This window comes from Coleofasciculus sp. D1-CHI-01, from assembly GCF_040218875.1.
Taxonomy (GTDB): domain Bacteria; phylum Cyanobacteriota; class Cyanobacteriia; order Cyanobacteriales; family Coleofasciculaceae; genus Coleofasciculus.
This window is the reverse complement of the sequence record NZ_JAVJQP010000153.1, coordinates 100,164-116,422: the sequence shown is the minus strand read 5'-3', so window position 1 is coordinate 116,422 and position 16,259 is coordinate 100,164. Positions and strand designations below refer to the sequence as shown.

Here is a 16,259-nt window from a genome sequence, read left to right as displayed (position 1 = left end):
TGCGAATCGACGCGAGGGAAAGGATGAGATTTAAACTCGTTACCTTACCCTGGTTTCGCGTTTGGTTGATCTGGCAGGCACACCCTAGATTGTCAGGTTTCCCGAATATCGAGAATTACTGGCAGAATTTTTCCACACAGCGAACAAATAGTTCTACTCCCATTGCTAACACAGTTTCATCAAAATCAAACCGGGGGTGGTGATGGGGATAGGCTAAATCTTTACTGGGGTTCGCTGATCCCAAAAAGAAATAGCAACCCGGTACAGCCTCTAGGAAAAATGACATATCTTCCCCGCCCATGGTTTGGCATTCGGGTACGATTCCTGTAGGGGTTTCGACGACTTCTTCAGCTACGGATCGTACCAATTCGGCTATCTGTGCGTCATTGATTACAGGCGGATAAAGCGGCTGGTAGTCTAGTTCATACTGCGCCCCGTGACTCTGACAAATACCTGCAATCACTTGCTCGATACGCTGGCTGAAATACCCTGCCAATTGCGGATTAAAATAGCGCACTGTGCCGCTCATTTTGGCGCTGTCAGCAATGACATTAAACGCTGTACCAGCTTGAAACATTCCCACCGTAACCACGGCTGATTCAATTGGGTCAACATTACGAGCCACAATGGTTTGCAAGGCGTTGACCACTTGAGTGCCAATGACGATCGCGTCTAGGGTTTGATGTGGCATTGCCCCATGTCCCCCCTTGCCTAAAATTTTACACTGAAATCGTTCGCTTGCTGCCATTAAAGCACCATGGCGAACGCCAACAGTTCCTAGGGGCAAATTGTTCCACAAATGTAGCCCAATAATAGCATCCACATCCGGATTTTTTAAGACGCCAGCTTCAATCATCGGTTTAGCGCCGCCGGGTCCTTCTTCAGCGGGTTGGAAAATGAACTTGATGGTTCCCGCAAAGTCTTGGCGATGTTGGGAAAGATAGAACGCCGTACCTAATGCGATCGCGGTATGTCCATCATGACCGCAAGCGTGCATAATTCCATCATGTTGCGATCGGTAGGGAACCTGGTTTTCTTCCTGAATCGGTAAGGCATCCATATCCGCCCGAATCGCTAACACCGGACCTATGCGATCGCCCTCGATTGTAGCAACGATCCCAGTTTGGGCAATACCCGTTTGATGCTCAATTCCCCACTCCTGTAACTTTTTGGCAACAAATCCAGCCGTTAGGTGTTCAGTAAACCCTAATTCCGGGCGTTGGTGAAAGCACCGCCGCCACTCAACAAGTTGAGATTGCAAGGCGCGAATTTCACCTCGGATCTGAGAACCGTTAACGGTAGGGGGAGTAGAAGGGGTAACAACCATAATTGCTTAACAACTTGTAATACTATACTTAAGATGACAAGATGCCTCCGGAGCAAATCTGGAGGTATCTTCCTTTAATAGTAAATCCGGGTTACTCCTGCCTTTTTAGTGGAGACAAGGCAGAAGGCAAAACAGACACATTGCCAAGGACGCTAGTAGAGACGTTGCATGCAACGTCTCCAGGTTCCGGTGGAACGTCTCCATGAAACGTCTGGCAGCAGAGGAAGCCGATCTGTAGGGGCGGGTTTAGCCGCTCGATTTGGCTTGTCACCAATAACTGAACAACAAAACCCGCCCTTTATTCAAGCCATTTTCCTACCCAACACTCATCAACCAGAAAATCTGCTGTAATCTCGGTGGGTTACGGCGGATAGTTCATTGATGGGTTATCGCCTCAATTAAATTCCGCCTAACCCACCCTACAAATTTATAACCCAGCAGCGATTTCAATGACGATCTCCACCGTTAACTTTTATTGTGCCTACCTACTTATCTGCTGTCACCACGCGATCGCGCCCTTGGGCTTTAGCCTGGTAAAGTGCCCGATCCGCCGCCGCAATCAGTTCCTGTGCCGTGGAACCATGTTCAGCAAACGCCGCCACACCCACAGAAATCGCGATCGCATCTAAGAGTTGATGGTGATACTCGATCTGCAACTCTTTAACATCTTGGCGAATTTGTTCTGCCCGTTGCTTGCTATCAGCCAGTGAAGCATCGGGCAAAATTAGCATTAATTCCTCACCCCCATAACGACAGGCAATATCCGACGCCCGAATACTTCGTTGTAAAAATATGCCTAATTCTCGTAACACAGCATCCCCGGCTTCATGACCAAAGGTATCGTTAAAATGTTTAAAATGATCAATATCCAACATAATAATTCCCATCGGTTGCTGATGACGCTGCGCTCGATGAATTTCCCGCTCTAGAGACTCTTCCATATAACGCCGATTAAATAGCCCAGTCAGCGCATCTCGAATACTCTGTTGGGAAAGCGTTTCCCGTAGTTTCAAATTGGCTAACGACAGGGCTAAATGCTCCGCTACTGTTAAAGCTAACCGTTGTTTCGCCTCAGTTAATTGTCCCCGTTCCTGGGAACTAATATATAAAATTCCTAACGCTTTTCCCTGTGCCATCATCGGCACACAAAAAGATTCTAAGGGAGAACTATCTGAATGAATATGGGGACAGCGTAAACCGGATTGTGGCTGGGTTACCAAATGGGGGCGTCCCCGACGTAATGCCCAACACGATTTCGGCGAAAACAGCGTCTGACTCGCCAAAACGATTCCCCAAGTTGCCATGGCTTCTACCCAATTCTCAGAGGGATTAATTACAAACACTCCCCCTGAACTCCCTGGAAACAAAGGAGCCACTAATGTCGCGATCGCGTTATATGCCTCATCAACCGTTAAACAGGCTTGGAGAAAGTCACTCAAGTCGCCGAGTAACACCATTTCTCGGTTGCGGCTACCCAGTTCATTCACCCGCCCTGTTAGTTGTTCATTCAGCCTCTGCAACGTCGCTTGTGCCTGTTTGCGATCGCTGATATCTTGGACTACGCCAATATAAGATTTCGGTTCACCCTGACTATTGCGGATCAGCGACCCACTTAAATTCACCCAAACCTCAGATCCATCTTTACGAAGATAGCGTTTTTCACGGGAGAAGGTGTCAATTTCTCCTGCCAATAACTGATTCAGGCAAGTGAGTTCCTGATCAACATCATCGGGGTGAGTAATGTCTTTGCACGTCTTGTTTTGCAGTTCCTCTGCACTATACTGCACTAAGTCGGTAAACTTTTGATTAAACCACAGAAACTGACCCGATAACGTCGCTTGGACAATGCCGACAGCCACTTGATTAAACATACTCCGGAAGCGTTTCTCACTCTCTCGCAACGCTTCCTCAGCTTGTTTGCGTTCTGTAATATCCCGATTACTCGCTCGTACCCCCAACCAACGCCCCTCAGCACTGTGGACAGATTGGCAAATATGAGAGATCCAACGCAACTCTCCGGTTTTAGTTAGGATGCGAAAATCAATTCCTGACACCCTCTGAATTACCGCCGTGGCACACCCATGTTGGACAAATTTTTCTCGATCCTCTGGATAGATAATCGACTCTAATAAACTGGCGTCCTGGAGAAAATCATCGACACAATACCCGGTAATCCGTTCACAGGAAGGAGATATATAGAGAAACTGACCGTCCGGGTTCAGCCAATATTCCCAGTCATACGTAAAGTTAGCAACCGTCCGAAATCGTTCTTCGCTTTGTCGCAGTTCCTCCTCGGCTTTTACTCGCTCGGTGACATTATCGATCGCAAATACGACACCCTTTAACTGACCCGCTTGGTTAAATAAAGATGTTCCGTTAATTGACAGTAATACTCGGCGTCCATTATCTCGTTCAATGGTATAGCGTAGGTCATTAACCGCCTGATTGGTTTTCACCAAATGCCAAAATGGTAACTGTTTATACTTAATTAAATTCCCTGACTCATCCTGATTGTACCAAGTCAGCTTATCTTGATAATCTGGGCAAAACTTTTCCGACTTTAGACCTAAAATCTGTTCCGCTTGATGGTTAATCAGCATGATTTGTCCCTGAGAATTCACCCAAATGATCCCCACAGGACTGGTTTCCATAACACGGGATAATAGATCAAACTCTTGCTGTAATGACGCTTCTATCCCTTCACGTTCCTGAATTTCCTGTTGAAGTTGAGCTGTGCGCTGTTGCACCCGACTTTCGAGTTCTTGATTTAACTGACATAATTCAGCTTCGGCTTGTTCACGGGCAAGGTGGGTGCGTAACCCCTCAATACCAGAGGCTAAATCATTCGCTAATTCTTTCAATAACTGCACCTCTTCCGGCGCAAATGCTCCGGAGTTCACGGCGTAGATAGTTAACACACCCAACGGTTGATCTTTAACCTGTAACGGTAGAACAATCAACGCCCCATAACCTTGTTGTAAGGCGTGCGATCGCCAGGGTGTAAACTTTGGATCAGTCTGAATATGGCGACAAACTATCGATTGTCCAGTTTGCCAAACGCTATCAACAGGAGATTCACCTGAGCATGGGTTAAACTCAGGCATAACAAATCGTTCTAGATACTGCTTATTTTCAGAATTATTTAGTTCAAACTCTTCCGTCTGATCTTTTCTGTCTTCTGCCTTCAAAGAGCCTTCTGTCCTCTGCCCTTTACCTTCTGACTTCTTGAAGTCTTCTGCCTTATTTAACGCTTCAAATCCAGCTACAGGTTGCACTGTTTGGCACGTATCGTCAGTTGTCAAGCCAACCCAAGCCCCCCGATACGCCCCTACCTCCACAATCAGACGACAAATCTTCTGGAATAACTCAGATTCCTGGGTGGCACTCATCAATATTCGGTGGGATTCACTTAGGGTTTTGAGAATACGGTTTAAAGTTGGCAGAATCCCTTGCGTTTGTTGGCACTCCCTCAGTTCCATGGGGGTCACTTGATCCCAAATTTTCCCAGCTTCCCCAGCTCCCTCTGCTCCCCAGACGTAGCATGCTACGTCTCTACATGCTCCCTCTGCTCCCCAGACGTAGCATGCTACGTCTCTACATGCTCCCTCTGCTCCCTCATCGCTATTTTGTCGCAGATGCCGATTTTCAGCGTGGAGTGAGGAAATGATTTGACGCTGTTGATTCAGTTGCTGCTGTAAGTCTTGAATAAAGTGATACAACTGGGCTGAGTCGAGGGTTTGTAGGATACTGGTTTGAGTAACCATACCCAACAGTTCTCCTTGATGACTACAGACTCCTAATTGCTGCACTCGCCACTGCTGCATTTTCTGATGAGCTGTCCATAACGACTCTTCTGGATTCACACACAATAGGGGAAAACTCATCAGTGTATAAGCTGGCAAGTTTAAATCGAGTTCCAATGCCTGAAATTGGACAATATCTCGTTCAGTAATGATGCCAAGTGGAACAAAAAATGCTCTTGAATCTCCTGATTGTGACAACGTTATTGGCTCTGCACTTCTATTTTCTTGTTGTTCACAAATGACGACATAATTAACTCCATGCTCTGCTATTTGTTGCGCTACAGTTAGTACAGAACTCGTGGGGGTAATGTTAATTATTTCAGGTGTCATGACGTCTGCTACTCGACGCCTTTTCAACAGTTCCATTGATGGCATAGCGTGGTGCAAACTCTCAGGTGTGACAACTCCTACCACTTGATTGTCATCATTGACAATGGGTAAGTGGCTAATACCATGGCACTCGAATAAATTCAGCATTTTGAAACCATCCCGCAACTCGGATTGCTTCAGCGTAATCACTGGCTGAGTCATCACTTCAGCAACAGGAAGATTTTCTAGAGGACTTCTCTCCGCTACAATTTGAACCAAATCTCGCAACGTTATCACTCCGACTAACTGCCCGTTTTCTATAACTAAGACACAGCTTCCATCTGTTCTGTCGCTATAACTTGAACCCAAAGATCCTGTACCCGATGGGAATGGGCAGGTGTGGGTTCCTGGATTTAGGAGTGCGATGACATCGCTCAGACAGGTGTCTGGTGTAACAGTCAGCGGATGGTGTTCAATCGCAGACATTAAGGTGATCATTTTTCATGTGTTATGAGTCATTTGTTATGAGTCATTAGCCCTTGTGTGGACTAGGATGGCTTAAATTCTTAACTGTAAAGCTACTTAATCGGGGATTGATTAAGGGAATACGTCACGTAGATGACCCAAGGAATTATTAAGCTAATTTTCCTTGATATTCGCCATGATGTTGATATACCTGTTACAGAAATCAGCTATTTCAACCGATTTTATTCAATTCTTAAAACAATACCAGGATTTTTCGGTAAGTCGGTTGGTGGCAATACACCGAACTAGGTTAAGTTCTGTAAATGCTGCTCAAATCCCTATATAAAACGTAGCTTGCGTCTCAAGGGAAGCGACTGTGACGATCCCTGCCGTTAACTTTAATTTCCACACCTACTGACATTAGAACAATCGCTCTAGTTCTAACTCAGATGCCACTTGAGCCAATTTGCTCAGATCAGTGGGATCAGCTAAGTGGGGCAGAATGCCTAAAATGGGAACCTGTGTCAGTGACTGAATCAACTCAATGGGAGTCCAATCAGCAATCTCTTCTGCTGAACGAGGCTGAACACAATTGAGGATAATTCCTTTGAGGTGAACGCCCGACTGACGCGCTAAGGCGACAGTTGCTACGCTTTGTGCGATCGCGCCCAGTTCCACAGGCACCACAATGACACTCGGTAATTTCCAATCTCTGGCGATATCCGCCACGGTTAACTCATGGGTTACAGGTGAACCCAGTCCCCCTAGTCCTTCTACTAAAACAACATCCCGTTGCTGCTGGAGGCGATTCAATGCCTGCCAGACTATTTTTAATTCTATCGGTCTTTCTTCCCGTTCCGCCGCGACTGGTGGGGCGACAGGGTGGCTAAATTGTAACGGGGCAATCTCTTGAGGGGTTTGATCCAGGTTGAATTGCTGGTGATAATGTTCCCAATCCCCGGTTCCCGTTTGCATCGGCTTGAAAATTCCCAGACGTTTTTGCGGGTAATAGGTTTGCCAATAAGCGGCAAGGGCAGTGGTTAATACTGTTTTGCCTGCATCAGTATTTGTACCCGTAATCAGTAGTGTTTGGGTCATGATAGAAGGGAATAGGGAATAGGGAATGACGAATGACCAATGACCAATGACCAATGACCAATGACCAATGACCTAAGGATTGGTGAGACTAACACCCAAGGTGAAATTGCTGGGTCTTTGGGCAATCACATCAATGATATAGTTGCCCCCTTGAGGCAATTGTGCCTGCCAAAAGTTGATGTTTGAGGCATCTTCAATTAACTGACCATTAGGATTGCGGATATTTAAGGTGACATCACCTTGAATAACTTCTACCGCTAGTTGCTGATTGGATTCCACGTTGACGCGATACCGTTTTACCCGTTGCGGTGCGGTTTGACCTTGAAACTGAATTGCCTGTTCTCCTTCAGGAATTATCAGCCGTTCGGTTTCGTAAGTGGGAGAAGGAGAGGGGGATGGCGATGGCGATGGCGATGGCGACGGAGATGGCGACGGAGATGGCGATGGAGATGGCGATGGCGATGGCGACGGAGATGGCGATGGTGTGGGTTCGGGGGCTTCCGTTAAGTCTAAATTGAGTTGGTACTCAGTTTCTGGAAGTTCCGGAATTAAACTTAATTGAATCGTGTATTCTCCGGTATAGGGAAGTTGACCTCGCCATTGCTGTACCCGTGTGGCGCGATCGCTTACTGGTTGATTATCGGGTCCAAGGACGGTCATGTAAACGCCTTCCGTGGGAATAAAAGCCTCTAACGTCTGGTCTTGTTCCGCCTGAATCTGGTAGTTAACAATAGTATTCGGCTGTAATGATCTCTCGATAGACAGTTCTCTACCAGGAGACAAAGCCAGAGTTTGACTATAGACTTGGGGTTCGGTGGGAGTGGGTGAAGGTGAGGGAGATTCAGTTTCGGTGGGTAAAGGAGACGGAGACTCCACAATTGTTTCTGGGGGAGTCGGTTCCTGTCTTAATCGATTCGCAATTGCCCAAGAACCCAACCCTGCAATCACGGCAAGTACTGCACCAATTGCCACAACCATCCCAGGCTTTTCCCAAATCGAGTCATTACTGGGTTCAGGAATCACGGGTTCTGATTGCGCGGGTGGTCTTGCGGGTGGTGTCTGCGGTTCCGGACGTCGTCCTACGGCTACGGTTGCCATACCGGAAGCGTTGGCGTTTGGTTCTGGTGTAGAGGCGGCTGGAGGGGGTGGAGATTGCAGCGCTTGTAATACATCTGTTGCAGATGGATAGCGATCGCCCGGTCTGTAACTTAGCATCCGGTTCAGAATCCGGGCAAATTCATCACTTACCGTCACCCACCGTTGCCAGTTCCAGGTTAACTGGGTATTATCCAGTAACTCCCTGGGTTCTTTGCCTGTCAGTAGCACCACGGCGGTAACGGCTAGGGAATAGAGGTCACTACTGGGATAGGATTTTCCGGTTTGAATTTGTTCGCTGGGAGCATAACCCAGTTTACCAACCGTTGTGGCTGGGGTTGCCATATCCGGCGACTGCAAACGGGTAGCGAGTTCCTTTACCACACCAAAATCAATTAATACCGGGAGTTGGTCGCCCTGGCGCAGAATAATATTATCGGGAGTAATATCGCGGTGGATGATCCCCTTAGTGTGAATATGTTCTAATACGGGCAATAATTGCTGGAGTAGCTGTTTAACTTCGGCTTCGGAGAAGACGGGGTTACCCATGGGTGTATTTTGAGGCGGTGTGGGAATCCCTACGGCTTCCGTGCTGGATGTGGAATTGCCCGCTAGTTCTTCTAAGCGCTCATTGAGTAACTCGCGATAGGTTTTCCCCTCAACGTAGTCTTGTGCCAAGAAAAACCGTCCATCCTCCTCAAAGGTAGCTCGAAATTCCGGCACTTGCGGGTGTTTGATTTGATAGAGGGTGGTTGCCTCCCGTTGGAACAGTTCTTTGGACTTCTCCAAGGTATAGGCTTCAGTCTGAGGCGGAATCAATTCTTTGAGGACACAAAGTTCTTTAAACCGATTCAGGTCTTCCGCCAGGTAGGTTCGACCGAATCCCCCTTGACCCAGAACCCTGGTCAAGTGGTAACGGGCTTGCAGAATAGTTCCAGAGGCGATCGGTTGTTCCATGAGCTTGTGAATTGGAGTTTAGGGGAAAACAGGATGGTCTACCCGTCTAAATTTTATGAGAAGACGGTCACTTCCTGGCATTTATTACAGTTATTTTATCTGTGACTCTTGAGGAGACCCTCTTTTCAGTGGATAGTTAGACTAAATAGTCGGACAAAAGAAAATGAAATTGTATTAAGTTTTGTAAATAATCCTCAAACCTTTACATAAGACCAATGACCAATGACCAATGACCAATGACGATCCCCACCGTTAACTTTAATTGTCCCCACCTACTTAGAACCATAGACAACAGCAAATGTTAAGATTGCCTTGAAATGAGCTTCGAGGGTCTGCTGTGAGCCGTTCTGCAACGTTAACGCTTCAGCCTGCGCTGCCGCTAATCGCGGATAATAATCGTCTCCGACTGTTTTCTGGGTCTGCTAATGTTCCACTAGCACAAGAAGTTGCTCGCTATTTGGGCATGGACATTGGACCAATGGTTCGCAAACGATTTGCCGATGGCGAGTTATACATCCAAATTCAAGAATCCATTCGTGGGTGCGACGTTTACCTAATTCAGCCGAGTTGCCATCCGGTAAACGATAACCTGATGGAATTGCTGATTATGATCGACGCCTGTCGGCGAGCATCCGCACGACAGATTACTGCTGTTATTCCATACTACGGTTATGCCAGAGCCGATCGCAAAACCGCAGGGCGAGAATCAATTACCGCTAAGTTAGTGGCAAATTTGATTACTGAGGCGGGCGCGAATCGGGTATTAGCCATGGATTTACACTCTGCCCAAATCCAAGGGTATTTCGATATTCCCTTCGATCATGTCTACGGTTCTCCAGTAACCTTAGACTATCTGGCGAGTAAACAATTACCTGATCTGGTGGTTGTTTCCCCTGACGTGGGTGGCGTAGCTAGAGCCAGGGCTTTTGCCAAAAAGCTGAATGATGCGCCCTTAGCCATTATTGACAAGCGACGACAAGCGCATAATGTGGCAGAGGTTATGAATGTGATTGGAGATGTCAAGGGCAAAACGGCTGTTTTGGTCGATGATATGATTGACACGGCGGGGACTATTGCTGCAGGTGCCAAGATTCTGCGTCAAGAGGGAGCTAGACAAGTGTATGCTTGTGCGACTCATGCCGTCTTTTCGCCACCTGCGATTGAACGCCTCTCCAGTGGAATCTTTGAAGAAGTGATTGTCACTAATACGATTCCAGTAGCCCAAAACAATCACTTTGAGCAACTGACTATGCTTTCTGTCGCCAACTTGCTAGGAGAAACCATCTGGCGTATTCATGAAGACAGTTCGGTAAGCAGTATGTTTCGTTGATACAAACCGCCGTAGGGGTTTGGTTACCAAGCCCCGACTAAACGTTAGCGATAAAACCCGCCCCTACCCAATATTTAACAATGTCGCGGAAGTCCTCACTCTCAACGATAGTAGGGTGAGGATGGACAGCGGGAAATTGAGGCACGAAATTTCCCATCTTCCGGATCAGCTTACCCTAAATAGTCTATAGTGGTAAGAGGGGGGAAAGGAGGTGAAAGCGATGCGACATCAAGCCGTCAAAGTTAGACTATATCCGACAACTGAACAACAAGTGATACTAGCTCAACACTTTGGCTGTAGTCGCTGGTGGTGGAATTATGCACTCAATTTGTGCATTGAAACTTACCAGTTAACGGGTAAAGGCTTGACACGTTCAGCATTAAACGCATTTTTGCCTAAGCTCAAGAAACAGGAGGAAACCGAATGGTTATCTGAATGCTACTCTCAAGTTTTGCAAGCTACCACACTAAACCTAGTGACTGCCTACAAAAACTTTTTTGAGGGTAGAGCTAGATACCCAAGGTTCAAGGCTAAAAAGAATAAGCAATCTATACAGTACCCTCAATCGGTCAAGGTTGTTGATGATTGCCTCAAGTTTCCGGGTCGCGTGGCAAAAGTCAAAGCCAAAATACACCGACCCATTGAAGGAACAATCAAGACGGTAACGGTGAGCATGACCCCATCGGGAAAGTATTTTGCATCCGTCTTGACCGAGACAGAAGAGGATAGCCCACCTGTTAGCACTGAGCGAAGTCGAAGTGATGGCAAAGTAGCTGGGATTGACTTAGGATTGAAGGACTTTGCTATTGTCAATGATGGGGTCAAGACCTCTAAGTTTGCTAACCCTAGGCATTTAGCCAAGCATAAGCGTAACCTCAAGCGGAAGCAACGAAAATTAGACAGAAAAGAGAAGGGGAGCAATTCAAGAGATAAAGCCAGAAAACTGGTAGCTAGGGTTCACGAACGAGTTAGTAATGTCCGTCAAGACTACCTGCATAAGCTGTCCAGAAAGCTTGTTGACGAAAACCAAGTCATCGTAGTCGAAAGTCTAAATACTTTGGGCATGGTTCGTAACCATAAACTAGCTGCATCTATTTCTGATGTAGGCTGGGGAATGTTTGTCAATTTTCTATCGTACAAGCTTGAATTTGAGGGCAAGGTATTGGTAGAAATTGACCGATGGTTTCCCAGTTCAAAACTCTGCTCAAACTGCCATTATCAGGTAGACGAGATGCCCTTAGAGGTTAGGAGTTGGACTTGTCCTAGCTGTGGTACTCATCATGATAGAGATGGTAACGCTTCAGCAAATATCAGAGCGGAAGGCATCAGAATCCTATCGGTCTCAGGGACTGGGACTGCTGCTGATGGAGGGGATGTGAGACCGAAACTTGGGCGCAAGTCTAAGTTGACGCAATCCCCTGTGAGATCAGAAGCTCAGGCTTCAACGAAGTAAGCCTGAGTAGTTCACCTCACTCGCCCGTTATCCTGGGATTCGTAAAATAAAGACTCTTGACGGCTTTTTGTGGGCCAATCTTCATTCTCACCGCCGATGATGACTCGTTCGAGGTGAACATATTCTTTAGACAGTTGCTTTAGGGCATTGATCAGAACATCGAGTGCGATCGCATCGGATGTGCCTAAGTCAAACCAGCAGCGTCCCCAGGTTCCCTGATAATCAAAGTCTCCTTGATTATGCATCAGCGCCATGAGGGTGCTGTCTGTCTCTCGGTGATCATAGTCCATATAGCTAATATCCACACCCGTCTCCTGCACTTGCAGGTTCTCGGCATCAAATCCGCCTAATTTCCCTAGGTAAAACCAGGAATTGAATAACTCTTCAATATAATCTTTTTCCATGGGGGAAGGAACAGTGGCAAACTCTAGCCAAATCCACAAATCGAATGGGTTATACTCGCGAAACTCTACCTGCATAAGTTATCAGTTATCAGTATCAGGGTTATCGGTCTAAAGCGGGACATTTTGGTTAGGAAAGGGAACAGGGAACAGGGAACAAATTTGTCCCAGCTTGGGTTGGTAGCCGTATCAGTTATGTAGGAATTTTAGGAATTTGACATAAACTACCCAGACCTGCTAAGAGCTGAGGTCTGGGTTTTTAGTAGCCCTGAAGTCATCGAACAAGCTAAGCTGAACATACTCAATAGTTCGGTTTAACTTGCACGCCCGTCTAACCACTGTTTTGGAGATGTTGTGGTTGAGCCATTGCTGGTAACGCCTCTCCCTCCCCGACAACCGTTTCAAAACTTCTCGACATCTACGTCGAGTTGTTCTCGTGCCTTTCGAGGCTTTTTTCTGGAGAGATGCTCTAAGAAAGGAAAACTTATCTCGCACCGACTGAATCGGCTTACCGTCCCACCTTTGATCCTCTGAGGTAACAGCAATGTCGCGACGCCCTAAATCGACACCTATTACCTTATCGGTATTTTTTGGGTCTGGAGGGGTATCCTTGATCTGAATGTGCAGGTAGAACTGCCCGTCGCGGTGCTTACATAATTGAGATGAAGTTGGGTTCCTCCCTTTGAGTTTTCCTCTTTGGTAGTTACCTGGGTTCAATTTAACTCGCTCTCTACCGCGAACAGTAGCAAGGCTTACCGTCCAGTCGTGTTCACGAAGTCGAAACAAGTCCTTATCGCAGTCCATACTGCCTGAGGCAAACTTTTTAACAGGCTTGCCTTTTGAAAAGGCTACCTTTCGGTTAGCCGCTACTCTTGCACAAGCTCTGACTGCCATATTGGCTACCAAATTGAATTGGCTTTTAATGGTTTGATAAGTCAAAGATTGAATCGCAATTTTGTTGGTCAGTTTTGGATCTGTATGTCCGTTGACGTAGTTGCAAGCATCCGCAAACGCCTGAAGAGTTGCCTCTAAGAAGGCCACCTGCTCAGGGGAGGGTTGAAGCTTTACAACTATCGTGAGGACTTGTTTCATGGCTGCCATTATACCACTTAGCGGGCAATAACTGGAAATACTTCGGGCGTTTAGCCGAAGTCTTTCCCGCTCTCCCCCTACGGCTTACCTCCACTTTGTTCCGGTTGAAGCCGTAGCCCCTCGCGATTTAGGTGGTTAAGGTGAGACAGGAGATAGGAATCAAGACGAATCGCCGAGAATTCTAATTTAATTTCGGCTCCCCCAGCTTCCCCAGCTTCCCCAGCTCCCCCAGCTCCCCCAGCTTCCCCAGCTTCCCCAACAGGAACGGAGAGGGTGGGATTCGAACCCACGGACCTTTTGGGTCACTCGATTTCAAGTCGAGCGCATTCGACCACTCTGCCACCTCTCCAGGCTTATCTATAATACCAAGCCTGAGCGTTCATGGCGAGTGTCTGGAAACAAATTGTCCGCTAACGGGTTGAGGATGCCGATAGAGAAACTCTTCGAGTACGACAGAATAGTCATTTCCCACCCAAACGAGAGAAATTGAAGCAACCTCACCCGCTTCCAGAGACACCAGCGAAAAATTCCGCAGTCGGTTTGTTTCCGTTTGCACAATTCGGGGCACACTGGCTGAATTCAGATACACGGTTCCCTCTGAACTGGTTTTGACAATCGTTCGCAATCGCTTGGTTGTGTGGCGTAATCGGTGATGCATGTGACCGAACGTAACCAAGGGAATCTGTTTTCCTAATGCCTGAACTTGCGCGATCGCGGCTTCAAAATCCGGGTCTCCATGATCGCCGCCCAAGGGATGCCAGTCCCTGCCACAAGGCGATTCGGCTTCCTCGCCTAACCCCGTTGGTCCATTGTGACCTAAAAAAAGAATCCTGTTGTAGTCTGTGGCTTGGGCGGCGGCGACAATTCGTTCAACGGACTCCTCAAAACTGTTGACCCCATACCAATCCCGATAGAAGTCTTGATTTTTCCACGCTGATCCGCCCCAACTAAACGGACGCCCTCCGACTACCGAAAGTTGAAGTTCGGGAAAGTCCAGATACCCATAACCCACATGGGCATCTCCCAGTGCCTCTAACTGATCGTGTAACCAATTTTCCTGTTGACGGTTGTATGGACATTTTTTCCGTCCCCAAGCCGATGCGGTATACCAAGCGTCGTGATTTCCCAGAATTACCGCTTTGGGCAGATCAACGGAAGCAACTCGCTGCACTACTCCCACAGACTCGTTGCCAAAATCTCCGACAAACAGCACCAAGTCAACCCCCAACTTTTGGAGTGCGATCGCGTCTTGGGCTTCCCACTGATCGTGAACATCACCAACGACGGCAATTGTAATAGATGGCTGATTATGACTGGTCATATTCATAGTTTTTTAATTATTCCTGTTTCCAGCATAAAAAAAAGCCGCACTCGTTGGCTTAAGTCCAAAAACCATCTGAGGGCTTGTCGGGGCGATCCGATGACGAAATAAGAATTACTCAAAGTTGCCCCCAAGCTAACACCACCTGTAAGGGCTTGGTTACCAAGCCCCTACTTAATGGCACGCTTGTTCAGGCTGGTGGGCAATGCCCACCCTACGGTATATCAAGGTTTCGGCGATCCTAAACGGCACATTTTCAGTGCCATTGATGCTAAGCTTTTTTACGCCGTAGTACAGAAGTGACACCGAACATCCCCATCGCCACTAGTCCTGCAACTGCACCGGGTTCCGGTATCGAAGCATAAGAAAATCCTTCAATTTTCAAGCCAACTCGCGAACGAGCATTCTCTAGGTTGGGATTCGGAGAACCCTCTAGCCAACTCATATTAGCAATCCCTGAAAGAGAGGTAATCGAGGTATCACTGGCAAAATAGTTCTTTGTGATAGTGGTGTTCCCTTCACCTAGGGGTGCAATAGCAGAACTGGATACTGGAGCGACTGCGATTCCGTTAACAGCGTTGACATTCAGCAAAATTTCAGTACCGGGATCGACTTTACCCGATTTCGTTGTCGCTCGTGTCCAGAGGTAAAATCCATTTAAAGACTTAGCGGGTGGATTATCTTGGTAGAACGCAATGGTTTGCCCACCCAGGGTAAAGGAAACGGTATTCCCATCCCAATTTAAAAGCCATGGCACTTCTTGATCATTCTGCCAATTCCACTGCAATTGCTCAACGGTTGTGTGGATATCATCTTCTTTGGTGGAAAACTCCCAGTCAGCAAAGCCTTTAGCTCCTGCTCTCCCTTCCACCGTCCAGTTCAAGTTAGTCCAGCCTTCGGGAACAGTGTCACCCTCACTTACAAATGTTAAATCAATCGCCGCAGCAGGTTGAGATAACATGCCAAAACTCAGGACAGATGCTCCAGCCGCCAATGTTGTGGCAACTAGCTTGTTGTGTATCATGTTCATCACGATCTCCAAAATAGACGAGACAGTATTTGTTGCTATAGTGACCAGTTTAATTCTTTGAGCTGAGAAAAATATCAGGTATCAGCTATTTCCCATTTAACCTGCCTAATTTGATCGCTGAATTCCTCTCCTTGAGGATAATTCCTGGGAAAATTTAGAGGGGGTGGGGTTGGGTTTGGGATTTAGTCGAAACTCCGGTAATCTATATAGGCGTTGGATCAGGAGTGTGTTACCCATGGAACTGGTTAAAGTACAAATGATGTTCGAGAACGCCCCCAGAACATCCCATAAAGACTATTCACCGGAGTTAGAAGACTTAAACGGGGAACGGGTGGAATTATCTCGTCTACCCTGCTGCGGCGAGTTGATTTCGTTTGCTGAAGGGATGCTGCACGATGTCGGACCCTGCTTTACGGTGATTGAGGTTGTCCATTTCGCATCCCCAAAGGAAAATGGTTTGGTCGGTCAAATCATGCTCCGCAAGTGTTTTCCTCGCTAGAGGGTTGACGGTGATTTGGTGAGATCCCCACATTAGGATAGATGATAATTCTCAATATCGGACGATAATCTCAAAACGC

General features: G+C 47.2%; 13 protein-coding genes and 1 tRNA gene. 4 read left to right on the top strand and 10 right to left on the bottom strand.

The window, feature by feature from the left end:
- Window positions 1–115: 115 nt before the first annotated feature.
- A complete protein-coding gene (locus RIB93_RS27130; RefSeq protein WP_446377517.1) occupies window positions 116–1,327 on the bottom strand; it encodes a M20 family metallopeptidase in 1,212 nt (403 codons plus the stop codon).
- A gap of 168 nt (window positions 1,328–1,495) precedes the next feature.
- Here RIB93_RS27130 and RIB93_RS27125 point away from each other — a divergent pair, with 168 nt between their 5' ends.
- Window positions 1,496–1,678: a hypothetical protein gene (locus RIB93_RS27125; protein ID WP_446377515.1), complete on the top strand. Its 183-nt coding sequence runs from the start codon at window positions 1,496–1,498 to the stop codon at window positions 1,676–1,678.
- Window positions 1,679–1,812: 134 nt separating this feature from the next.
- Here the strand turns inward: RIB93_RS27125 and RIB93_RS27120 are convergent, their stop codons facing one another.
- The 3 genes from RIB93_RS27120 to RIB93_RS27110 all read right to left on the bottom strand — a co-directional run bounded on the left by RIB93_RS27120 (window position 1,813) and on the right by RIB93_RS27110 (window position 9,054).
- On the bottom strand, window positions 1,813–5,925 hold the full coding sequence (locus tag RIB93_RS27120) for a PAS domain S-box protein (RefSeq protein WP_446377513.1): 4,113 nt from the start codon (window positions 5,923–5,925) through the stop codon (window positions 1,813–1,815).
- Window positions 5,926–6,324: 399 nt separating this feature from the next.
- Entirely contained in the window at window positions 6,325–7,002 is a 678-nt protein-coding gene (bioD, locus tag RIB93_RS27115; RefSeq protein WP_446377511.1) for a dethiobiotin synthase, read from the bottom strand.
- 72 nt (window positions 7,003–7,074) lie between these two features.
- Window positions 7,075–9,054 carry a protein kinase domain-containing protein gene (locus RIB93_RS27110; RefSeq protein ID WP_446377509.1) on the bottom strand — a complete coding sequence of 660 codons (1,980 nt, stop codon included), beginning with the start codon at window positions 9,052–9,054 and terminating at the stop codon, window positions 7,075–7,077.
- Window positions 9,055–9,391: 337 nt separating this feature from the next.
- Here RIB93_RS27110 and RIB93_RS27105 point away from each other — a divergent pair, with 337 nt between their 5' ends.
- Both RIB93_RS27105 and RIB93_RS27100 read left to right on the top strand, forming a co-directional pair.
- Entirely contained in the window at window positions 9,392–10,384 is a 993-nt protein-coding gene (locus RIB93_RS27105) for a ribose-phosphate pyrophosphokinase (protein ID WP_446377507.1), read from the top strand.
- Window positions 10,385–10,604: 220 nt separating this feature from the next.
- Window positions 10,605–11,837 (top strand): RNA-guided endonuclease InsQ/TnpB family protein, encoded by a 1,233-nt coding sequence (locus tag RIB93_RS27100; RefSeq protein ID WP_446377546.1) that lies wholly within the window; start codon window positions 10,605–10,607, stop codon window positions 11,835–11,837.
- 11 nt (window positions 11,838–11,848) lie between these two features.
- Here RIB93_RS27100 and RIB93_RS27095 read toward each other — a convergent pair whose 3' ends face one another.
- The 6 genes from RIB93_RS27095 to RIB93_RS27070 all read right to left on the bottom strand — a co-directional run bounded on the left by RIB93_RS27095 (window position 11,849) and on the right by RIB93_RS27070 (window position 15,675).
- Window positions 11,849–12,316, bottom strand: coding sequence for a DUF3531 family protein (locus RIB93_RS27095; RefSeq protein WP_446377505.1), 468 nt, complete (start codon window positions 12,314–12,316; stop codon window positions 11,849–11,851).
- Window positions 12,317–12,475: 159 nt separating this feature from the next.
- Entirely contained in the window at window positions 12,476–13,339 is an 864-nt protein-coding gene (locus RIB93_RS27090) for a hypothetical protein (RefSeq protein ID WP_446377503.1), read from the bottom strand.
- 68 nt (window positions 13,340–13,407) lie between these two features.
- Window positions 13,408–13,620, bottom strand: a complete 213-nt coding sequence (locus RIB93_RS27085; RefSeq protein ID WP_446377501.1) for a hypothetical protein — start codon at window positions 13,618–13,620, stop codon at window positions 13,408–13,410.
- Window positions 13,596–13,679: transfer RNA gene (locus tag RIB93_RS27080), tRNA-Ser, on the bottom strand. Before RIB93_RS27080 ends, RIB93_RS27085 begins: the two co-directional genes overlap by 25 nt.
- Before the next feature lie 30 nt (window positions 13,680–13,709).
- Window positions 13,710–14,651 carry a TIGR04168 family protein gene (locus RIB93_RS27075; RefSeq protein ID WP_446377544.1) on the bottom strand — a complete coding sequence of 314 codons (942 nt, stop codon included), beginning with the start codon at window positions 14,649–14,651 and terminating at the stop codon, window positions 13,710–13,712.
- Window positions 14,652–14,922: 271 nt separating this feature from the next.
- A complete protein-coding gene (locus RIB93_RS27070; protein ID WP_446377499.1) occupies window positions 14,923–15,675 on the bottom strand; it encodes a choice-of-anchor W domain-containing protein in 753 nt (250 codons plus the stop codon).
- Window positions 15,676–15,916: 241 nt separating this feature from the next.
- Between RIB93_RS27070 and RIB93_RS27065 the strand changes: the two genes are divergently transcribed.
- Window positions 15,917–16,180, top strand: coding sequence for a hypothetical protein (locus RIB93_RS27065; RefSeq protein ID WP_006101951.1), 264 nt, complete (start codon window positions 15,917–15,919; stop codon window positions 16,178–16,180).
- Window positions 16,181–16,259 lie beyond the last annotated feature (79 nt).